This window comes from Streptomyces sp. NPDC046122, assembly GCF_056429965.1.
Window position 1 is genome coordinate 120,689 of the sequence record NZ_JBWKLQ010000011.1, and the last position, 20,446, is coordinate 141,134.

Consider the following 20,446-nt stretch of genomic DNA (forward strand, 5'->3'; position numbering starts at 1 on the left):
TCAGCCCTTCCGCTTCCTGCGCCGGGCGGACGGCACGGTCCGGCCGACGATCACAGTGCGACGCGACGGCTGCTCCGCCGGAGCGTCCTTGCCGCGGCCGATCGCCCGGCGGACGCCGTACCCGAAGGCGGCGACCTTGACGAGCGGGCCGCCGAAGGTGGACGCGACGGTCGTGGAGAGCGCGGACGCGTTCGAGGTGACTTCCTGGACGTCGGTCGCGATGGCGTCGACCCGGTCGAGCTGGGTCTGCGCGGACCGTACGGTGGCGGAGGCGTCCGCCAGCAGCGGGACGGCCTGTTCGGTCACGTCCGCGACAAGCTTGGTCGTCGCCCTGAGCGTCTGGGCCAGCCTCACCAGAACCACGGCGAGGAAGGAGACCAGGATCGCCCAGAAGACGGCCACCAGGATGCCGGCCACCTCTCCACCGGACACGTTGCACCGCTCCCTGACATTGAGAAAAGTCGTCTTGCGAGCCTATCGCGCCGGGGCTCCGGGTCCGTACCGCATTAGGGCGCGGGGAGCGGGAGCCGACCGGCCCGATTGTACGCAGTGCGTACGGATCGGTACGCTCCGTGTTCCATGCGACGCTCTACCCCTCCCCCGCCCCTCTCCCCCGTTCACGGCGGCCTGCCGGCGGAGTTGAACCGTTTCGTCGGGCGCGCCGCGGAACTCGCGGAAGTGGAGCGCCTGCTGGAAGAGGCCCGGCTGGTCACCGTGACCGGCGTCGGCGGCGTCGGCAAGACCCGGTTCGCCCTGCGCGCCGCGTACGGCGCGCAGGAACGGTACGCCGACGGAGTCCGCCTCGCGGAGCTGTCCGCGCTCACGGACCCCGGCCTGCTGGAGCACGCGCTCGCCGAGACGCTGGGCCTGACGGACCACTCCGGGAAGGCGCCGCGCGCGGTGCTGGCGGAGCATCTCGCGGGGCGGCGGCTGCTGCTCGTCCTCGACGGCTTCGAGCACCTCGTCGACGCCGTCGCAGAGCTGGTCAGGGAGCTGCTGCGCCGGGCTCCCGGACTGACCGTGCTGGCGACGGGACGGCTGCCGCTGTGCGTCGACGGCGAACAGAGCTTCCCCCTGGCTCCGATGCCGGCCCCGGAAGCGGTACGGCTCTTCACCGACCGGGCCGCCGCCGGCCGGCCCGGATTCCGGCTGACGGACGCCAACAGCGCCGTCGTGCACGAGCTGTGCCGCCGCCTGGACGGAATCCCCCTCGCCCTGGAACTGGCGGCGGGCCGCCTGAGGGCCCTCTCGGTCGAGCAGGTGCTGGACCGGCTCGACGACCGCTTCCGCCTGCTGACCGGCTCCGCCAGGGGAGCCCTGCCCCGCCACCAGACGCTGCGTACCGCGATCGGCTGGAGTCACGAGCTGTGCACGCCCGAGCAGCGGCTGCTGTGGGCCCGGCTCTCCGTGTTCGCCGGGCAGTTCGACCTGGAGGCCGCCGAGTACGTGTGCGGCGGCCCGGAACTCCTGGACGACCGGGTGCTCGGCGTACTCGACGTGGTCACGGACCTGATCGCGCAGTCCGTCGTGATCCGCGAGGACACGGCGGCCGGCGTCCGCTACCGGATGCTCGACACCGTCCGGGAGTACGGCGCCGAGTGGCTGGCGGCCATGGGTGACGCGCCCCGCGTGCGCCGCAGGCACCGCGACTGGTACCTGGGGCTGGCGACCTGGTGCGAGCTGGACTGGTTCAGCCCCCGGCAGGCCGAGGTGGCGGCGCGCGTCGACAGTGAACTGCCCAATCTCCGCCGGGCGATGGAGTTCTCGCTGGAAGACCCGGGGGACGTGCACCTGGGCCAGTACCTGGCGGGCACACTGTGGTTCTACTGGGTCGGCTGCGGCCGGCTCTCGGAGGGGCGGCACTGGCTGGACCACGCGCTGGAGCTTCAGGGCGGGCACGAGGCGCACCGGCTCAAGGCACTGTGGGTGCTCGGCTACGTGGCCGTCCTCCAGGGCGACGCCATCGGGGCGCTCGCCGCCCTCCAGGAGTGCCGCGAGGGCGCGGAGCGGAGCGCCGACGCGTCGGCGGCGGCCTACGCGGTGCACCGCTCGGGCTGCCTGGCGCTGGTGTCCGACGACATGGCGCGTGCCGAGGAGCTGCTGCGCGAGGCCCTGGTGCGCTACGAGGAGACGGGCGAGCTCAACAGCAATGTGCTGATGGCGCGGATCGAGCTGGCGATGGCGGTGGCCTTCCGCGGCGACCTCGCCCAGGCCGTCGCGATCTGCGAGGCGGTCACCGAGGTCTGCGAGGACCACGGGGAGCGCTGGGCCCTCGCGTACGCGCTGTACGTCCTGGCGTACGCGGCGCACACCGACGGACGGCTGGACCGGGCACGCGAACTGCTGCTGGAGTGCCTGGCGATCGACCACGCCTTCAACGACCTGCTGGGCGTGGTGCTCGCCCTCGAACTGCTGGCGCTGGTCGTCCTCGACGCCGGCGATCCGGCGGAGGCGGCGGTGCTCCAGGGGGCGGCCGAGCGGATCTGGCCGTCCGTGGGGCTGCCGCTGTTCGGTTCGGCGTACTACAACGCGCCGCACGCGTTGTGCGAGCGGAAGGCGCGCGAGCGCCTCGGTGACGGCCGGTACGAGACGTTCCGGTGCGAAGGGGCCTCGCTCCGCCTGGACGCGGCGGTGGCCAGGGCGATCGAGGGGCCCCCTCGTCCCGCGCCCGCGCCGCCCCGGCCGCGCGCGGCGAGCGCGGCGCGGAACAACGCCCCGCACACGCGCGAGCCCGCCGCCCCTCGTTCCGTGCGGAACGAGGAGACGGCGGGCTGAGGCACGTGCCCGGCTACGGCCGCTGGATCAGCGGGCGTAGTACTCGACGACGAGCTGCTCGTCGCAGATGACCGGGATTTCCTTGCGGTTCGGGTCGCGGTCCAGGCGGAAGGCCAGGGCCTTCAGGTTCACCTGGAGGTAGCGCGGCGTCTCACCGTCGGTGTCGTAGCCACCCTCGCGGGCAACCTGGAAGGGGTGCTTCTCGCGGCTGCGCTCGCGGACCATCACGACGTCGTCGGGACGGACGCGGAACGACGGCTTGTCGACCTTGCCACCGTTGACCTCGATGTGGCCGTGGACGACCATCTGACGGGCCTGGTAGATCGTGCGGGCGATGCCCGAACGCAGGATCAGGGCGTCGAGGCGGCGCTCGAGCTCGATGACCAGGGCCTCGCCGGTCTTGCCTTCGGCCTTCTTGGCGCGGTCGTAGGCGCGGGCCATCTGCTTCTCGCTGATGTCGTACTGCGCGCGCAGACGCTGCTTCTCGAGCAGACGGACCTTGTAGTCCGAGTTCTGCTTGCGCCCACGGCCGTGCTCGCCCGGCGGGTACGGGCGGGCCTCGAAGTACTTGACAGCCTTCGGCGTCAGCGCGATACCGAGCGCACGGGACTTCTTGACCTTGGGACGCGACTGGTTAGGCACGTTCTCCAGACCTCCGTTGTAGGTTAGGTTAGGCTCACCTTACTCAAGGAGATCGCATGTCTCGTCCGGGGAACACCAGTCACGTCACGGACAACACAAAGAAGGCCGACATCTCGAGTGTCGACGCGACGGAGGTCCGATCAGATCGTGGTCAGCCGCGTCCCAGCGGACTTGAAATCGCGCGGATGCCGTCAGCAGCCGAGCGCACACGAACTCTCGTACAGAGTACCTGCTCCGCGGTAGTGCTTCTCCCGCGTCCCCTGTCGGCCCGTCCCGAGCAGCTCGTCCCCGAGGAGCGGAGCGTGGGGCCCGACGGCGAGGTGCTGCTGGTCTTCCCGGCGGATTCCCCGGTCGTACGGGCCGCCACGCACGCCCAGGACGACGAGCTCCGGGTGGTGCTGGAGATCACGGACGTCGCCCCGGTGTCCGTGCCCAACCGTATCCGGGGCCGCGCCTGGGTCTCGGGCTGGCTGACCTGCGTCCGCGGAGTCGCGGAGCCCGGGCGCATGCTCCTGCGGCTGGAGGTCGGCGAGGCGCGCGTCGACGATCTGTGGGGCACCGGCATGGTCGAGCCCGAGGCGTTCGCCGCGGCGGCCGCCGATCCGCTCGTCGAGCACGAGGCGGAGCTGCTCCAGCATCTGCACGCAGCCCACGCCGACCAGGTGAGCCGGCTGTGCGGCCTGGTGGGCGACAAGGCCGCCGGGGCCGTCGCCGTGCCGCTGGCGCTGGACCGGTTCGGCCTGCGGGTGCGCTTCAGCGGTGGCGCGCCGGGCCGGGTCTTCGACGCGCGGTTCGACTTCCGCGAGCCGGTGCGCGACGTCGTGGGGCTGCGCCGGGCCATGCACCAGCTCTTCGAGGCCGCCGCGCACCGACCTGACCCGCCGACGGCTCAGGAGCGGGCGTCGGCCTGACCGTCACCGCGCAGCCGGCCCCGCACCTTCTCGACGACGTCGGCGTAACGGGCTTCCGCTCCGTAGCGCGTGGGCTCGTAGTAATGACGGCCCTGCACGGCGTCGGGCGCGTACTGCTGAGCGGCGATCGCGCCCGGCACGTCGTGCGGATAGACATAGCCCTGGGCATGGCCGAGCTTGGCCGCGCCCTTGTAGTGCCCGTCGCGCAGGTGCGCGGGGACCGGACCGGCCATGCCCTTGCGTACGTCGGCCTGCGCGGCGAAGATCGCGTTCGTCGCGGCGTTGGACTTGGGTGCCAGCGCCAGCGCGATCGTGGCGTGGCTGAGGGTCAGGGCGGCTTCCGGGAAGCCGATCATGGCGACGGCCTGGGCTGCGGCGACCGCCGTCGGCAGCGCGGTCGGGTCGGCGAGGCCGATGTCCTCGCTGGCCGAGATCATGAGCCGGCGGGCGATGAACCGGGGGTCCTCCCCCGCCTCGATCATGCGCGCCAGGTAGTGCAGTGCGGCGTCCACGTCCGAACCGCGGATGGACTTGATGAGGGCGCTCGCCACGTCGTAGTGCTGGTCGCCGTCACGGTCGTACTTCACCGCCGCGCGGTCGACCGTCTCCTCGACCGTTTCGAGGGTGATCTCCTCCTCGCCCTTGGCGATGGCCGCCCCCGCCGCCGCCTCCAGGGCGGTGAGCACGCGCCGGGCGTCGCCGCCCGCGATCCGCAGCAGATGCGCCTCGGCGTCGTCGGCCAGCGTGACCGCTCCCCCGAGGCCGCGTTCCTCGGTGAGGGCCCGGTGCACCAGGGAGCGCAGGTCGTCGTCGGTCAGCGGCTCCAGCGTGAGCAGCAGGGAGCGGGAGAGCAGGGGCGAGATGACGGAGAAGTACGGGTTCTCGGTGGTCGCGGCGATGAGCGTGACCCAGCGGTTCTCCACGGCGGGCAGCAGTGAGTCCTGCTGGGCCTTGCTGAAGCGGTGGATCTCGTCGAGGAAGAGGACGGTCTCCTTGCCGAAGCCCCCGGAGGCGCGGCGGGCGCCGTCGATCACCGCGCGTACTTCCTTGACGCCCGCAGTGATCGCGGAAAGCTCGACGAAGCGCTTCTGGGTGGCCTGGCTCACGACGTACGCCAGCGTGGTCTTGCCGGTGCCGGGCGGGCCCCAGAGGATCACCGAGGAGGGCCCGGCGGGACCGCCGCTGCCCTCGCCGACCAGCCGGCGCAGCGGGGCGCCCGGCTTCAGCAGATGCTGCTGGCCGACGACCTCGTCGAGGGTGCGCGGCCGCATCCGTACGGCGAGGGGGCTGCTGGACGGGTCCTTGAGCTGACGCTCTTCGGCGGCTGCGGTGAACAGGTCTGGCTCCACGCATGAAGCCTATGTCAGCCCACTGACAACGCCGTCGGCTCAGCTCGTCCAGAACGTCCACCAGCGGGTCAGGATCAGCATGCCGATGATCCCGATCCACAGGAACGGCGGCACCCAGTGGAACTCCGTCAGCGCGCTGCGCAGGCCGCTCGGGGCGGGGAGAATGCGGTGCTTGACGTTGTGCGTGGTGACGTAGCAGAACATCACGATGGTGGCGACCCACGCGAGGCAGCACCAGAGGCACAGCGAGCCGATGTTGTACAGCGACTGGTACTGGAGCCAGGTGCAGAAGCCGACGCCGAAGAGGGTGCCCGCGTTCAGGCCGAGCCAGAACCAGCGGCGGTAGCGCGCGCCGGCCAGCAGGCCGACTCCGATGCAGACGACCATGGCGTAGGTGACGAGGCCGAGCATCGGGTTGGGGAACCCGAACGCCTCGGCCTGCTCGCTCTTCATGATGTTGCCGCACGCGACCACGGGGTTGAGGCTGCACCCCGGCTGGAAGCCCGGGTCCTCGAGCAGCTTGATCTTGTCGATCGTGATGACCCAGGAGGCCAGCAGTCCGGCCAGACCCGTGATCACCAGCATCAGGGCGAAGGGACGGCCGCTGCCGGTCGTGCCCTTCGGGCCTTCCTGCGTGCCGTTGGTGGGGCGGTCGTCTACCGCTGCAGTCGTCATGTCGCCGTTCCGTCGCTGAGTGGGCTGCCGGACAGGCTCATTCTGCCGCACCACGGCACCGGTCCACCGTTCGCTGGACATAAGGAGATACGGACCGGCGCACCGCCGCGCGCCCCCTGGCAGGGCTGTGACCGGCGCGAACTCCACGGTTCACGCCCCGGCCGGAGCCGGGAGGCCCCGTGCGGGTCTGTCCGGAACACGGCCGGCCCGGCAGGACTAATCCGCCGCCGCGGAGTTGACCGTACGAGCGCGTGTACGAGCGGACGCGCACACGCGTGGGCCCGGCCGTCGCGGTGACGGCCGGGCCCCTCCTCACGTGACGGCGCTCAGGCCAGGCGGCTCCGGAGTTCGCCGGTGATCGCGTCCAGGGCGACCGGGACCTGCTCCCCGGTCTCCATGTCCTTCAGTTGCACCTGGCCGTCGGCCAGGTCGCGCTCGCCGGCGACGATCGTGTAGCGGGCGCCCGAGCGGTTGGCGTTCTTCATGGCGCCCTTGAGGCCCTTGCCGCCGTACGCGAAGTCGGCCGCGACTCCCGCCCGGCGCAGTTCGGTGACCGCGGCGAACAGGACGCGGCGCGCCTCCTCGCCCAGCGGCACCGCGTACACGCTGGTGGTAGCGGGCAGGTCGAGCTCGACGCCCTCCGCCTCCAGCGCGAGCACCGTGCGGTCCACGCCGAGCGCCCAGCCGACGGAGGGCAGCGCGGGGCCGCCGATCATCTCGGACAGGCCGTCGTAGCGGCCGCCGCCGCCCACCGCGGACTGCGAGCCGAGGCCGTCGTGGACGAACTCGAAGGTGGTGCGGGTGTAGTAGTCGAGGCCGCGCACCAGCTTCTCGTCGTCCTCGTAGGCGACGCCCGCCGCGTTCAGCAGCTCGCGGACCTGCTCGTGGTACGCCTTGCAGGCGTCGCACAGGTAGTCGCGCAGCATGGGCGCGCCCACGAGCTGCTTCTGCACCTCGGCGCGCTTGTCGTCGAGCACCCGCAGGGGGTTGATCTCGACGCGGCGGCGGGTGTCCTCGTCCAGTTCCAGGTCGCGCAGGAAGCCCTGGAGGGCCTCCCGGTAGACGGGCCGGCACTCCTTGTCGCCCAGCGAGTTCAGCAGGATGCGGAACTGCGACAGGCCCAGCGAGCGGTACGCCTGGTCGGCGAGGATGATCAGCTCGGCGTCGAGCGCCGGGTCCTCGGCGCCGATCGCCTCGGCGCCGACCTGCGAGAAGTGGCGGTAGCGGCCCTTCTGCGGGCGCTCGTAGCGGTAGTACGAACCGGAGTACCAGAGCTTGACCGGCAGGTTGCCGCTCTTGTGCAGGTTGGCCTCGAGGGCCGCGCGCAGCACGGAGGCGGTGCCTTCGGGGCGCAGGGCCAGCTTGTCGCCGCCCTTGGTCTCGAAGGCGTACATCTCCTTGGAGACGATGTCGGTGGACTCACCGACGCCGCGCGAGAAGAGGGCGACGTCCTCGAAGCCGGGCGTCTCGATGTAGCCGTAGCCGGAGTTCCGCAGCGGCGCGGAGATGGCCTCGCGCACGGCCAGGAACGTGGCGGAGTCCGGCGGGATGAGGTCGTACGTGCCCTTGGGGGCCTTGAAGGTGCTCACAGGAAGTCTCGTCACATTCCTCGTCGGGGAGCGGCGGCCAGACCGTTGAGATACGGGTTGGTGGCGCGCTCGCGGCCGATGGTCGTCTGGGGGCCGTGGCCGGACAGCACCACGGTCGAGTCGTCGAGCGGCAGGCACACGCGGGCCAGCGACTCGAGCATCTCGGCCTGGTCGCCGCCCGGCAGGTCGGTGCGTCCGACGGAGCCGGCGAACAGCAGGTCGCCCGAGAAGAAGACCGGCGGGATGTCGGCCTGCTCGGGCATCCTGAAGGTCACCGACCCCTTCGTATGGCCCGGCGCGTGCGAGACGGTGAAGTCGAGGCCCGCCAGCTTCAGCTCGGCGCCGTCCGCCAGCTCCTTGACGTCGTCGGGCTCGCCCACGGTCAGCTCGCCCATCAGCGGCATGCCGATCGAGCGGCCGAGCGCCTTCTCGGGGTCGCTCATCATGTACCGGTCGGCGGGGTGGATCCACGCGGGTACGTCGTGCGCTCCGCACACCGGGACGACCGAGGCGACGTGGTCGATGTGGCCGTGGGTGAGAACGACGGCGACGGGCTTCAGCCGATGCTTCGCGAGTGCTTCCTCGACGCCCGCGGCGGCCTGGTGGCCCGGGTCGATGATCACGCACTCCTCACCGGCGGCGGGGGCGACCAGGTAACAGTTGGTCCCCCAGGCCCCGGCGGGGAACCCGGCAATAAGCACGATCGTCCTCAATATGTCGTCCGGCGGGAGATGCCGCTGTCGATTGCAGCAGATCAGAGCCTACCGGCGCCGCTCATCACACAGCGAACCCATATACGGTACGGGCAAGCTCGGCTCGGCCGGACAGCAGTGCGACAGCAGTGACAGACGAGACGTACGAGGAGAACACCGGTGGTCAGCAGCGATCAGCGGCGGCGCCAGCTCGCCCGGGAGAAGTTCGAACGCCAGCAGCAGCGCCGCGCCGAGGCCCGGCGCAAGGCGCGCCGCCGCAACGCGGTGATCGCCTCGGCGCTCGCCGTGGTGGTCGCGGCGGGGGCGACGGCGTACGCGACGGGCGTGCTGGGCGGCGACAAGGACGACACCGTCGCCGACGCCACGCCCAGCTCCACGCCCTCGAAGGCGCCCGACCCGTGCGCCAAGCCCGCGCCGGGGTCGGTCAAGAAGCTGTCGTACAAGAAGGAGCCGGCGCTCACCGTCGACAAGTCGGCTTCGTACACGATGAAGCTCGACACCACCTGCGGCGACATCACGCTGGCCCTGGACCCGGCGAAGGCGCCGCGCACGGTGAACTCCTTCAACTTCCTCGCCTCCAAGGGGTACTTCGACCACACGAAGTGCCACCGGCTGACGACGAGCGGCATCTACGTCCTCCAGTGCGGCGACCCGACCGGTCAGGGCTCCGGCACGCCCGGCTACAAGCTGCCGGACGAGAACCTGAAGGACCCGAAGCTCAAGGGCGGCGTCTACCCGGCGGGCACGGTCGCCATGGCGAACGCGGGTCCGGGGACCGGTGGAAGCCAGTTCTTCCTGGTGTACCAGGACAGCAAGTTGCCTCCCAGCTACACACCGTTCGGAACCATCAAGGGCGGTCAGGACGTGCTCAAGAAGATCGCTGACGCGGGTGAGGCGAGCGGTCAGGGCGACGGCGCGCCCAACGCCACCGTCGTCATCGACAAGGCGACCGTCACCAAGTAAATCCGGAAGTGCGGGATGCGGACAGCCGCCCTGCGGTTCGCCTATGTTGGCGGTGTGCAGGGCGCATGCAGCCCCGCGAAAGAAACTGTGGAGGATGCCCGGGGGTGAACAGCCCCTCGCAGGCATCATGTGGAGGAGGCGCTGTGAGCAGCGACCCGTGGGGCCGTGTCGACGAGACCGGCACCGTGTACGTGCGTACGGCCGACGGCGAGAAGGTCGTCGGTTCCTGGCAGGCGGGCTCTCCCGAGGAGGCCCTGGCCTACTTCGAGCGCAAGTACGAGGGCCTGGTTGTCGAGATCGGCCTCCTCGAGCGGCGGGTGAAGACCACCGACCTGTCCGCCAAGGACGCGCAGGCCGCGATCGGACACCTGCGTCAGCAGATCGACGAGCACCACGCGGTCGGTGACCTCGACGCGCTGAGCAAGCGCCTCGACGCACTGGTGGCGACGGTCGAGGCGCGCCGCGAGGAGCGCAAGGCCGAGAAGGCGAAGCAGACCGACGAGGCGAAGCACGCCAAGGAGGCGCTGGTCGTCGAGGCCGAGGAGCTGGCGCAGAGCGAGCAGTGGCGGGCCGCCGGCGAGCGGCTTCGGGCGCTCGTCGACATCTGGAAGGGCCTGCCGAGGCTGGACCGGAAGTCCGACGACGAGCTGTGGCACCGCTTCTCGCACGCCCGCTCGGCGTTCTCCAAGCGGCGCAAGGCCCACTTCGCCTCGCTGGACGCCCAGCGCGAGGAGGCCCGTAAGGCCAAGGAGAGGCTGGTCGCGGAGGCGGAGAGCCTTTCGGGCTCCACCGACTGGGCCGCGACGGCCGCGCGGTACCGCGACCTGATGAGCGAGTGGAAGGCCGCGGGCCGCGCCCAGCGCGAGGCCGAGGACGACCTGTGGAACCGTTTCCGCGGCGCCCAGGACGTCTTCTTCGCGGCGCGCGGCGCGGTCTTCGCCGAGCGCGACGCCGAGCAGGCGGAGAACCTCAAGCTCAAGGAGGAGCTCGCGACCGAGGCCGAGAAGCTGGTGCCGGTGAAGGACCTGAAGGCGGCCAGGGCCGCGTTCCGCTCCATCAACGAGCGCTGGGAGGCCATCGGCCACGTGCCGCGCGACGCCCGTCCGAAGGTCGAGGGGCGGATGCACGCCGTGGAGAAGGCTCTCCAGGAGACCGAGGAGAACGAGTGGCGCCGTACGAACCCTGAGGCGCGCGCCCGCGCCGCGGGTCTGACGGGCCAGCTCCAGGACGCCGTCGACAAGCTGCGCGGCCAGATCGACCAGGCGCGCTCGGCGGGCAACAACGCCCGGGCCGACAAGCTCGCCCGCGAGCTCGAAGGCCGGCAGGCGCTGCTGGACCAGGCCCTCAAGGGCCTCCAGGAGTTCGGCGGCTGACGCAGCCACGCGAAAGGCCCCGGTACGGAGATCCGTACCGGGGCCTTTCGCGTGACGCGCTACGGCCGGCGGGCCGAGGTGACGCGGTAGACGTCGTAGACGCCCTCCACGCCGCGTACCGCCTTCAGGACGTGTCCCAGGTGCTTGGGGTCGCCCATCTCGAAGGTGAAGCGCGAGGTGGCCACCCGGTCGCGGGAGGTCTGGACCGCCGCGGACAGGATGTTGACGTGCTGGTCGGACAGGACGCGGGTGACGTCCGAGAGCAGCCGGGACCGGTCCAGCGCCTCCACCTGGATGGCGACCAGGAAGACGGACGACTGGGTGGGGGCCCACTCGACGTCGAGGATGCGCTCCGGTTCCTGCGACAGCGAGTCGACGTTGACGCAGTCGGCGCGGTGCACCGAGACGCCGCTGCCGCGCGTGACGAAGCCGATGATCGGGTCGCCGGGTACGGGCGTGCAGCAGCGGGCCAGCTTGACCCACACGTCGTCGACGCCCTTGACCACGACGCCGGGGTCCGCGTTCGAACGGCGCTTGCCGCGGCCGCGTGAGGGCGGCGCGCTCTCCGCGATGTCCTCGGTGGCCGCCTCCTCGCCGCCGAGCGCCTGCACGAGCTTCTGGACGATGGACTGCGCGGTGACGTGGCCCTCGCCGATCGCCGCGTACAGCGAGGAGATGTCGCTGTAGCGCATCTCGTGCGCGAGCGTGACGAGCGAGTCGCCGGTGAGGATGCGCTGGATTGGCAGGTTCTGCTTGCGCATGGCCCGCGCGATGGCGTCCTTGCCCTGCTCTATGGCCTCGTCGCGGCGCTCCTTGGAGAACCAGGCGCGGATCTTGTTCCGTGCGCGCGGTGACTTGACGAAGCCGAGCCAGTCGCGGGACGGGCCCGCGCCGGCCGCCTTGGAGGTGAAGACCTCCACCAGGTCGCCGTTGTCGAGGGTCGATTCGAGCGGTACGAGCCGCCCGTTGACCCGCGCCCCTATGGTCCGGTGGCCGACCTCGGTGTGGACGGCGTACGCGAAGTCGACGGGTGTGGCGCCGGCCGGCAGCGCTATGACGTCGCCCTTGGGAGTGAAGACGAAGACCTCGTTGCGGGAGAGGTCGAAGCGCAGGGACTCCAGGAACTCGCTGGGGTCCTCGGTCTCCTTCTGCCAGTCCAGGAGCTGGCGCAGCCACGCCATGTCGTTGACGGTGTCCTGGCCGCGCCCGGTGTTCTTGGGTACGTCGGTGCGGACCTTGGAGGCGCCGGCGACGGCCTCCTGCTTGTACTTCCAGTGCGCGGCGATGCCGTACTCGGCGCGGCGGTGCATGTCGAACGTGCGGATCTGGAGTTCGACGGGCTTGCCGCTGGGCCCGATGACCGTCGTGTGCAGCGACTGGTACATGTTGAACTTCGGCATCGCGATGTAGTCCTTGAACCGGCCGGGCACCGGGTTCCATCGCGCGTGGACGGTGCCGAGGGCGGCGTAGCAGTCGCGGACCGTGTCGACAAGTACACGAATCCCCACCAGGTCGTAGATCTCCGCGAAGTCACGGCCGCGGACGATCATCTTCTGGTAGACGCTGTAGTAGTGCTTCGGGCGGCCGGTGACGGTCGCCTTGATGCGGGCGGCGCGCAGGTCGGCCTGGACCTCGTCGGTCACTATGGCGAGGTACTCGTCGCGCTTGGGGGCGCGCTCGGCGACCAGCCGCACGATCTCGTCGTACATCTTGGGGTAGAGGATCGCGAAGGCGAGGTCCTCCAGCTCCCACTTGATGGTGTTCATGCCCAGGCGGTGGGCCAGGGGCGCGTAGATCTCAAGGGTCTCGCGGGCCTTCTTCTCCTGCTTCTCCCGCTTGAGATAGCGCATGGTGCGCATGTTGTGCAGGCGGTCGGCGAGCTTGATGACCAGGACGCGCGGGTCCTTGGCCATGGCGACGACCATCTTGCGGACGGTCTCGGCCTGCGCGGCCTCGCCGAACTTGACCTTGTCGAGCTTGGTGACGCCGTCGACGAGCAGGGCGACCTGGTCGCCGAAGTCGCGGCGCAGGGTGTCCAGGCCGTACTCGGTGTCCTCGACGGTGTCGTGCAGCAGCCCCGCCATCAGGGTGGCCGGGTCCATGCCGAGCTCGGCGAGGATCGTCGTCACGGCCAGGGGGTGCGTGATGTACGGGTCGCCGCTCTTGCGCTTCTGGCCCCGGTGCCAGCGCTCGGCGACCTGGTAGGCGCGCTCGATCTGGCGCAGCGTGGACGTCTCGATCTTGGGGTCGTTGCTCCGGACAGCCCGCAGCAGCGGTTCGAGGACCGGGTTGTACGGGCTCGAACGCTGGACGCCCAGCCGGGCGAGCCTGGCCCGAACGCGGTTGGAGGAGCCACCGGAGGAGCGGGGGGCGGAGCCCTGGGCGGGTTTGGCGGCGGAAACGGGCGGCGGACCCGCGGCGCCGCCTGCGCGCTCGGGGGCGGTCTTCGGCTTGCCCGTGGGCTCGGGGTTCTTGGCGGCGGAGCCGCCGCTCGCGCTCTTGGCCGGGGGGCCGCCGCTCGCCGGGGGGCCGCCCTTCTCGGGCGCGGCCGGCGGGCTCGCCGGAGGCGTGGCCGGGCCCGCCGCGGCCTCGGCCGCCTGCTGGTCGGGCTGCGCGGCTGCGGGGTCCCCCGGACGGGAGCTGGGGGAGAGTGGCTGGGCCTCGTCTGGCAAGAGCGCTCCTCGTGCGGGTCCGGGTCCCCCGGTCAGGCCCGGAAAGCCCATGGTAACGATGCCTGGCCTCCGGTTCGCCCCCGGCCTGATACCTGGACCAACGTGAAAGGCGGGTCCCGGAATTCCTCCGGGACCCGCCTTTCGCCTGCGGCCGTACGGGTCAGACCGTGATCAGGGCCTCCAGCGGAGCCCCCCGCAGGGCCGGTTCCAGGCGGGCGCGGCCGCCCAGGAATCCGAGCTCCATCAGGACGGCGACTCCGGCGACCTGGGCTCCGGCCCGCCGGATGAGCTCCAGCGACGCCTCGGCGGTGCCGCCGGTGGCGAGGACGTCGTCGATGACGATGACGCGGTCACCGTCCACCAGGTCCTCGGCGTGGATCTCGATCTCGGCGGTGCCGTACTCCAGCTCGTACGCCTGGCTGAGCGTCGCTCCGGGGAGCTTTCCCGCCTTGCGCACGGGGATGAAGCCGAGTCCGGCGCGGACGGCGACCGGCGCGGCCAGGATGAAGCCGCGGGCCTCCAGGCCGACGATCTTCGTGGCGCCGCAGCGGACGCACAGCTCGGCGAGGGCGTCGGTCAGCGCCGTGAACGCCGCCGGGTCCGCGAGCAGCGGGGTGATGTCCTTGAACATCACTCCGGGCTTCGGGTAGTCCGCGACGTCCCGGATACGGCTGAGCAGGAGGTCCTGCGTGGTCGTGGTCATCGCCGCTTGCCCGAGGGCCGGCCCCGGCCGCCGCTGCGGTCACGGGGCTGGCCGACGACCGCGCCGGCCGGCGCGGCGTCGTCCTGCGGCTCGCCGGCGGCGTCGGACTCCGGCCACTCGCCCTTGGCCGTCGCGGCTGCCCGCTTGGCCAGGACGCGCTTCTTCAGGGCCTTCATCTGCGGGTCGCGTTCCTTCAGGTCGGCGACGAGCGGAGTGGCGATGAAGATCGAGGAGTACGCACCGGCCGCGAGGCCGACGAAGAGCGAGAGCGAGATGTCGTTGAGCATGCCCGCGCCCAGCACACCGCCGCCGATGAACAGCAGGCCCGCCACCGGCAGCAGCGCGACGACGGTGGTGTTGATGGAACGCACCAGGGTGCCGTTGAGGCTGCGGTTGGCGATCTCGCTGTACGTCCAGCGCGTCTGCTTGGTGATGTCCTTCGACCCCTCCTTGAGACCGTCGAAGACGACGACGGTGTCGTAGAGGGAGTACCCGAGGATCGTCAGCAGACCGATCACGGTGCCCGGGGTGACCTCGAATCCGACCAGCGCGTACACACCGACGGTGATGGTGAGGTCGTGGATCAGGGCGATGAGGGCCGCCAGCGCCATGCGCCACTCGAAGGCGATGGCGAGGTAGACGACCACCAGGACCATGAAGATCGCAAGACCGGTCCACGCCTTGTTGGCGATCTGCTCGCCCCAGCTGGGACCGACCAGCTCGGAGGTGATGTCGTCCGGCGCGACGCCGAGGTCCTTGGCGAGCTCGTCCTTGACCGGGTTGGCGGTGGAGGTGTCCAGACCGCTGATCTGGATCCGCATGCCGCCGTTGCCGAGCTCCTGCACGATCGCGTCGTGGCCGGACGCCTTCTCGGCGTCCTCCTGGACCTGGGCGACGGAGACGCCGGTCTTCGCCGTGGTGAAGACGGCGCCGCCCTCGAACTCGATACCCATGACCAGCCCGCGCACCGCCAGGCCCACGATGGCCGTGATGGTGATCAGGATGGAGAGGCCGTACCAGATCATCCGCTTGCCGACGAAGTCGTAGCCGACCTCACCGTTGTAGAGGCGGGCGCCGAGATTTCCGAGTCGGGACATCTCAGGCCTCCTTCGGGTCGATGGGGGCGGAGACGCGACGGGTACGGCGCAGGGGAGGCTGCACGCCGAGCCGCTTCGGGTCCAGGCCGGACCACGGGTGGCCCTGGCCGAAGAACTTGGTGCGCGCCAGCAGCGTCATCAGGGGCTTGGTGAAGAGGAACACCACGACCACGTCGAGCAGGGTGGTGAGGCCGAGCGTGAACGCGAAGCCCTGGACCTTGCCGACGGTCACGATGAACAGCACCGCGGCGGCGAGGAACGACACGAAGTCGGAGACCAGGATGGTGCGCCGCGCACGCGGCCAGGCACGCTCGACGGCGGGCTTGAGCGTACGGCCCTCGCGGATCTCGTCACGGATGCGTTCGAAGTACACGATGAACGAGTCCGCGGTGATGCCGATGGCGACGATCGCACCGCACACCGCGGGGAGGTTCAGGGCGAATCCGATGCCCGGGCCGAGCAGCGTCATGATCGTGTACGTCAGGATCGCGGAGACGATGAGGCTCACGATCGCGACGAACGCCAGACCGCGGTAGTACGCCAGCAGGTAGACGACGACCAGCGCGAGACCGATCGCACCGGCGATCAGGCCGGCCTTGAGCTGCTCGCCGCCGAGCGCGGCCGTCACGGTGGTGACGGTCTCCTCGCTGAAGGTGAGGGGCAGCGCGCCGTACGACAGGATGTTGGCGAGATTCTGGGCCGACTCCTGGGTGAAGCTGCCGGAGATCTCCGCGTTGGCGCTCAGGGTCGTGTTGACCGAGGGGGCCGAGACGACCTCGCCGTCGAGCACGATGGCGAACTGGTTCTGCGGGGGCTGCTGCTGCGACAGCTTGCCGGTGATCTTCTGGAACTTCTTGGAGCCCGCGTCCGTGAACTCCATGTTGACTTTCCAGCCGCCACCGCGCTGGGTGTCGATCGTGGCGCTGGCGTCGTCGACGTCCTTGCCGTTGACCTCGGCCGGACCCAGGATGTACTTCTCCCACTCGCCCGCGTTGTTCTTGCCGCAGGCGATCATCGGGTCCTCGGGCTTGACCCCGAGGTTGGCCCGGACGATCTCGGTCTTCTTCTCGCAGTCCAGAGCCGTGAACTTCTTCTCCAGCGCCGCGGTGGCGGGGTCCGGCGACGGGGTGGCCGACGGCTTGCCGCTCTTCTCGGGGCTCTTCGACGCGCCGTCCGTGGGCGTCGGCGTCGGGGCCTTCTTCAGCCCGTCCGTCACGGCGCGGCCCTGCGTGGTGGCGGAGGCGGAGGGCGTCGCGGACGGCGTGGTCTTGCCGTCCTCGCCGTCCTTGCCGCTCGCGGAGGGCTTCGGGGAGGGGGAGGCGTCGGGCGTCGGGGTACCGGCCGTGTACGTCACCACCGGGCGGAAGTACAGCTGAGCGGTCGTGCCGACCTGCTCCCGGGCCGTCTTCGAGTCCGTGCCCCGGGGGATGTTGACAATGATGTTGTCGTTGCCCTGGGTCTGAACCTCGGCCTCGGACACACCAAGACCATTGACACGGCGGTCGATGATGCCGACCGCCGTGTCCATGTTGGTCTTGTTGATCGAGTTCGGCTTGCCCGGCTCGGGCTTGGCCTTGAGCGTGATGCTCGTGCCGCCGGCCAGGTCGATGCCCAGACGCGGTGTGAGCTCACCGGTCGCGAACATGCCGCTGGTGAGCGCGACCATGGCGATCAGGATCAGAGCCAGGGCTCGACCTGGCCTGCCCGGAGCCCCCGCGGGCCTGCGGCCCTTCTTCGGTGCTGCCACCTTCTCGTTTCTCCCTGTCCAACCGCCCCCGCGCCGGGTGAGCGCCAAGGCGGCCACGAAGTATGTGGGGCCCAGCCCCGCGGAAGTCGACACGGTCCGGGGACCGGGCCGCGCCGGTGGGCGCGCCGCGGTCCCCGTGCGTGACTACTTCGCGTCGCTCTCGCCGTCGGTCTTCTTGTCCTTCGGCTCGTCGGCGGCCACGTCGGCCGCCTTGTCCGCCTCGCCGGCGTCGTCCTTCTTGCCGAGGTCGATGCGCGCCACGTCGTCGGAGTCCGTGGACTCGGTCAGCGAAGAGGCGTCGTCCGGGACGACCGGAGCGTCGATCTTGAGGTCGCCCTCACCGTGGACGATGCGGTTGTACTCCTCGTCCTCGAGGACGGCGCCGACGGCGTTCTTCGCGTAGACGGCGTGCACGCCCGGCGCGACCTCGAGGAGAATCGTGTCGTTGTGAACTTCCTTGACGGTCGCGTACATGCCCCCGATCGTCCGGACGCCGGTGCCGGGCTGCATCTCGTCGCGCATCTGGGCAGCCGCCTGCTGCTTCTTCTTGGCGGACCGGGTCATCAGGAACATGGCCCCGATGAGCACGATGAAGGGGAGGAGGGTCACGATATTCACGGGACGGAAATTCCTTCGCACGACCGCGCCGGGGAGCGGCCTGATCTACGGGGGTGGGCACGCCGGCCCTGGAAGGGCGGCATCGGCGGAGTCTAAGCGAGTCCGCATCAATGGAACAACGCCCAGCATGGCACCGGGGTTCCTGACAGGGCGACCCTCCGCGCCGTCAGGTCCGTCACGTCCCGAAGAGACCCTGTTGTCCGTTTCCTCCGGTACCCTGTTGCGGCGGTACGAGCCCGAGGTGGGCCCACGCGGCGGGCGTGGCCACCCGGCCCCTCGGCGTACGGGCCAGCAGTCCCTCCCGCACGAGGAAGGGCTCGGCCACCTCCTCCACCGTCTCCCGCTCCTCCCCCACGGCCACGGCCAGCGTGGACAGGCCCACCGGGCCGCCGCCGAACAGCTTGAGGAGCGCGCCGAGCACGGCCCGGTCGAGGCGGTCGAGGCCGCGGGCGTCGACCTCGTACACCTTGAGGGCCGCCGCGGCGATGTCGCGGTCGATCACGCCGTCGGCCTTGACCTGGGCGTAGTCGCGGACGCGGCGCAGCAGCCGGTTGGCGATGCGCGGGGTGCCGCGGGAGCGCCCGGCGATCTCGGCTGCGCCGTCCGTGTCGATCTGGAGGTCGAGGAGCCGCGCGGAGCGGTGGACGACCCGTTCCAGCTCGGCCGGCTCGTAGAACTCCATGTGCCCGGTGAAGCCGAAGCGGTCGCGCAGCGGGGGCGGCAGCAGACCGGCCCGGGTGGTGGCGCCGACCAGTGTGAAGGGGGGAAGCTCCAGCGGGATGGCGGTGGCTCCGGGGCCCTTGCCGACGATCACGTCGACGCGGAAGTCCTCCATGGCCATGTAGAGCATCTCTTCGGCCGGACGCGACATGCGGTGAATCTCGTCGAGGAAGAGGACCTCGCCCTCCTGGAGGGAGGAGAGGATCGCGGCGAGGTCCCCGGCGTGCTGGATGGCGGGGCCCGAGGTGATGCGGATCGGGGCGTTCATCTCGGCCGCGATGATCATCGACAGCGTCGTCTTGCCCAGGCCGGGGGCGCCGGACAGCAGCACGTGGTCGGCGGTGGCGCCGCGCGCGCGGGCCGCCCGCAGGACCAGGTCGAGCTGCTCGCGGACCTTCTCCTGGCCCACGAACTCGTCGAGGTCCTTGGGGCGCAGCGCGGCCTCGACGGCCTGGTCCTCGCCGTCGGGGCCGGAGCCGACCAGCCGCTGGTCGGTGTCGGGTCCGGTCTCGTCCCAGTTCATGTACGGATCTCTCGAATCGGAGTCAGCGGGCGCGGTTGAGGGTCTGGAGCGCGGCGCGCAGCAGCTGCGGCACAGGCGGCTGGCTGCCGCCGGCGAGCGCCGCCTCGGCCTGCGGGGCGACCGCCGCGACCGCCTCCTCGGCCTCGCGCGACGCGTAACCGAGGCCGATGAGCGCGGCCTGGAGCTGCTCGCCCCAGGGCGCGGGCCCGGACGCGACGCGCTGGGCGCCGACGTGGCCGCCGGCGCCCAGCGGCTCCCCGAGGCGGCCCTTGAGTTCGAGGAGCAGCTTCTGGGCGCCCTTCTTGCCGATGCCGGGCACGGCGGTGAGCGCCTTCTCGTCCCCCGTGGAGACCGCCAGGCGCAGCGCGTCGGGCGAGTGCACGGCGAGCATGGCCTGGGCGAGCCGCGGGCCGACGCCGCTGGCGGTCTGGAGCAGCTCGAAGACCTGCCGCTCGTCGTCGTCGGCGAAGCCGTAGAGGGTCAGCGAGTCCTCCCGTACGACCAGCGAGGTCGCGAGCTTCGCGTCCTGGCCGACGCGGAGTGCGGACAGCGTGTTCGGCGCGCACTGCACGGCCATGCCGATGCCGCCGACCTCGATGACCGCCGTACTGGGAGCGAGTGCGGCGACCGGGCCGCTGACGAACGCGATCATCGCGTGACCTTCCGTACGGGGATGCGGGGCGCGCGGGCCGCGGCGTGCGCCTGCTGGAGGCGGTTCACCGCGGGGGCGCGCCAGATGTGGCAGATGGCGAGCGCGAGGGCGTCGGCGGCGTCGGCCGGTTTAGGCGGGGCGTCGAGCCGCAGGAGCCGGGTCACCATGGCTCCGACCTGGTCCTTCTCGGCCCGGCCATTACCGGTGACGGCCGCTTTGACCTCACTGGGGGTGTGCAGCGCGACGGGCAGCCCGCGCCGCGCGGCGCAGAGCATCGCGACCGCGCTGGCCTGGGCGGTGCCCATGACCGTACGGACGTTGTGCTGGCTGAACACCCGCTCCACGGCGACGCATTCGGGCCGGTGCTCGTCGAGCCACGCCTCTATGCCGCGCTCGACGGCGACCAGCCGGTCCCCCAGCTCGGCGTCCGCCGGCGTACGCACGACTCCGACTCCGAGCATCCGCAGGGGACGGCCTGCCACGCCCTCGACCACGCCGACACCGCACCGGGTCAGCCCCGGGTCCACGCCCAGTACGCGCACGACGCCCCTCCCCTTCGATCACCTGTTTGTGCAGGCTATCGGGTACCTGTGACAACAGCGGCGGGGGGGGGGGGGGGGGTGGGGGGGTTGGGGTCGCCCGTTTTTTCCTTCGCCGCGAGGAGAGAGGATGCCTCTCCCCCTGCCCCCTCCGGCAACACCAGGTGGGTGGGAAAACCCCGACC

Annotated in this window: 18 protein-coding genes; 4 read left to right on the forward strand and 14 right to left on the reverse strand. The window is 71.0% G+C overall.

What is annotated here, in order from left to right; all coding sequences use genetic code 11:
• Positions 1–432 carry a DUF948 domain-containing protein gene (locus tag AC07FK_RS25410; protein ID WP_479107247.1) on the reverse strand — a complete coding sequence of 144 codons (432 nt, stop codon included), beginning with the start codon at positions 430–432 and terminating at the stop codon, positions 1–3.
• A 147-nt stretch (positions 433–579) separates the two neighbouring features.
• Between AC07FK_RS25410 and AC07FK_RS25415 the strand changes: the two genes are divergently transcribed.
• Entirely contained in the window at positions 580–2,775 is a 2,196-nt protein-coding gene (locus AC07FK_RS25415) for an ATP-binding protein (protein WP_479107248.1), read from the forward strand.
• A 27-nt stretch (positions 2,776–2,802) separates the two neighbouring features.
• Here AC07FK_RS25415 and rpsD read toward each other — a convergent pair whose 3' ends face one another.
• Complete coding sequence (rpsD, locus tag AC07FK_RS25420; protein WP_028814090.1) at positions 2,803–3,417, reverse strand: 30S ribosomal protein S4; 615 nt, start codon at positions 3,415–3,417, stop codon at positions 2,803–2,805.
• A 185-nt stretch (positions 3,418–3,602) separates the two neighbouring features.
• Between rpsD and AC07FK_RS25425 the strand changes: the two genes are divergently transcribed.
• Positions 3,603–4,328 carry a DUF2470 domain-containing protein gene (locus AC07FK_RS25425; protein WP_479107249.1) on the forward strand — a complete coding sequence of 242 codons (726 nt, stop codon included), beginning with the start codon at positions 3,603–3,605 and terminating at the stop codon, positions 4,326–4,328.
• On the opposite strand, the gene AC07FK_RS25430 is transcribed toward AC07FK_RS25425, so the two are convergent.
• From AC07FK_RS25430 to AC07FK_RS25445, 4 genes are all read right to left on the reverse strand, one after another.
• Positions 4,307–5,677, reverse strand: coding sequence for a replication-associated recombination protein A (locus AC07FK_RS25430; RefSeq protein ID WP_479107250.1), 1,371 nt, complete (start codon positions 5,675–5,677; stop codon positions 4,307–4,309). The genes AC07FK_RS25425 and AC07FK_RS25430 overlap by 22 nt on opposite strands.
• A 39-nt stretch (positions 5,678–5,716) precedes the next feature.
• Positions 5,717–6,352: a vitamin K epoxide reductase family protein gene (locus AC07FK_RS25435; RefSeq protein ID WP_479107251.1), complete on the reverse strand. Its 636-nt coding sequence runs from the start codon at positions 6,350–6,352 to the stop codon at positions 5,717–5,719.
• Positions 6,353–6,678: 326 nt separating this feature from the next.
• Positions 6,679–7,941 (reverse strand): histidine--tRNA ligase, encoded by a 1,263-nt coding sequence (gene hisS / locus AC07FK_RS25440; protein ID WP_479107252.1) that lies wholly within the window; start codon positions 7,939–7,941, stop codon positions 6,679–6,681.
• Positions 7,942–7,952: 11 nt separating this feature from the next.
• Complete coding sequence (locus AC07FK_RS25445) at positions 7,953–8,642, reverse strand: MBL fold metallo-hydrolase (RefSeq protein ID WP_479107253.1); 690 nt, start codon at positions 8,640–8,642, stop codon at positions 7,953–7,955.
• Between the two features lie 171 nt (positions 8,643–8,813).
• Here AC07FK_RS25445 and AC07FK_RS25450 point away from each other — a divergent pair, with 171 nt between their 5' ends.
• A complete protein-coding gene (locus AC07FK_RS25450) occupies positions 8,814–9,617 on the forward strand; it encodes a peptidylprolyl isomerase (RefSeq protein WP_479107254.1) in 804 nt (267 codons plus the stop codon).
• 143 nt (positions 9,618–9,760) lie between these two features.
• Complete coding sequence (locus AC07FK_RS25455; RefSeq protein WP_479107255.1) at positions 9,761–10,990, forward strand: DUF349 domain-containing protein; 1,230 nt, start codon at positions 9,761–9,763, stop codon at positions 10,988–10,990.
• 59 nt (positions 10,991–11,049) lie between these two features.
• On the opposite strand, the gene AC07FK_RS25460 is transcribed toward AC07FK_RS25455, so the two are convergent.
• The 8 genes from AC07FK_RS25460 to ruvC form a co-directional block, all read right to left on the reverse strand.
• A complete protein-coding gene (locus tag AC07FK_RS25460) occupies positions 11,050–13,662 on the reverse strand; it encodes a RelA/SpoT family protein (RefSeq protein WP_479107256.1) in 2,613 nt (870 codons plus the stop codon).
• 160 nt (positions 13,663–13,822) lie between these two features.
• On the reverse strand, positions 13,823–14,365 hold the full coding sequence (locus AC07FK_RS25465; protein ID WP_479107257.1) for an adenine phosphoribosyltransferase: 543 nt from the start codon (positions 14,363–14,365) through the stop codon (positions 13,823–13,825).
• The gene (gene secF, locus AC07FK_RS25470) at positions 14,362–15,462 is read right to left on the reverse strand and encodes a protein translocase subunit SecF (RefSeq protein ID WP_479107258.1); all 1,101 of its coding nucleotides are present in this window, start codon (positions 15,460–15,462) and stop codon (positions 14,362–14,364) included. Before secF ends, AC07FK_RS25465 begins: the two co-directional genes overlap by 4 nt.
• A gap of 1 nt (position 15,463) precedes the next feature.
• Positions 15,464–17,209: a protein translocase subunit SecD gene (secD, locus tag AC07FK_RS25475; RefSeq protein WP_479107259.1), complete on the reverse strand. Its 1,746-nt coding sequence runs from the start codon at positions 17,207–17,209 to the stop codon at positions 15,464–15,466.
• A 144-nt stretch (positions 17,210–17,353) separates the two neighbouring features.
• Positions 17,354–17,827 (reverse strand): preprotein translocase subunit YajC, encoded by a 474-nt coding sequence (yajC, locus tag AC07FK_RS25480; RefSeq protein ID WP_479107260.1) that lies wholly within the window; start codon positions 17,825–17,827, stop codon positions 17,354–17,356.
• Between the two features lie 175 nt (positions 17,828–18,002).
• Positions 18,003–19,070: a Holliday junction branch migration DNA helicase RuvB gene (ruvB, locus tag AC07FK_RS25485; protein ID WP_479107261.1), complete on the reverse strand. Its 1,068-nt coding sequence runs from the start codon at positions 19,068–19,070 to the stop codon at positions 18,003–18,005.
• Between the two features lie 22 nt (positions 19,071–19,092).
• The gene (ruvA, locus tag AC07FK_RS25490; protein WP_479107262.1) at positions 19,093–19,722 is read right to left on the reverse strand and encodes a Holliday junction branch migration protein RuvA; all 630 of its coding nucleotides are present in this window, start codon (positions 19,720–19,722) and stop codon (positions 19,093–19,095) included.
• Positions 19,719–20,264, reverse strand: a complete 546-nt coding sequence (gene ruvC, locus AC07FK_RS25495) for a crossover junction endodeoxyribonuclease RuvC (protein WP_479107263.1) — start codon at positions 20,262–20,264, stop codon at positions 19,719–19,721. Before ruvC ends, ruvA begins: the two co-directional genes overlap by 4 nt.
• Between the last annotated feature and the right edge of the window lie 182 nt (positions 20,265–20,446).

Excerpts from the sequence above, each read along its gene's own strand:
- ruvA (WP_479107262.1), bottom strand. The coding sequence starts at position 19,722 with ATGATCGCGTTCGTCAGCGGCCCGGTCGCCGCACTCGCTCCCAGTACG.
- secF (WP_479107258.1), bottom strand. The coding sequence starts at position 15,462 with ATGTCCCGACTCGGAAATCTCGGCGCCCGCCTCTACAACGGTGAGGTC.
- AC07FK_RS25415 (WP_479107248.1), top strand. The coding sequence starts at position 580 with ATGCGACGCTCTACCCCTCCCCCGCCCCTCTCCCCCGTTCACGGCGGC.
- AC07FK_RS25465 (WP_479107257.1), bottom strand. The coding sequence starts at position 14,365 with ATGACCACGACCACGCAGGACCTCCTGCTCAGCCGTATCCGGGACGTC.
- AC07FK_RS25435 (WP_479107251.1), bottom strand. The coding sequence starts at position 6,352 with ATGACGACTGCAGCGGTAGACGACCGCCCCACCAACGGCACGCAGGAA.
- AC07FK_RS25425 (WP_479107249.1), top strand. The coding sequence starts at position 3,603 with ATGCCGTCAGCAGCCGAGCGCACACGAACTCTCGTACAGAGTACCTGC.
- ruvB (WP_479107261.1), bottom strand. The coding sequence starts at position 19,070 with ATGAACTGGGACGAGACCGGACCCGACACCGACCAGCGGCTGGTCGGC.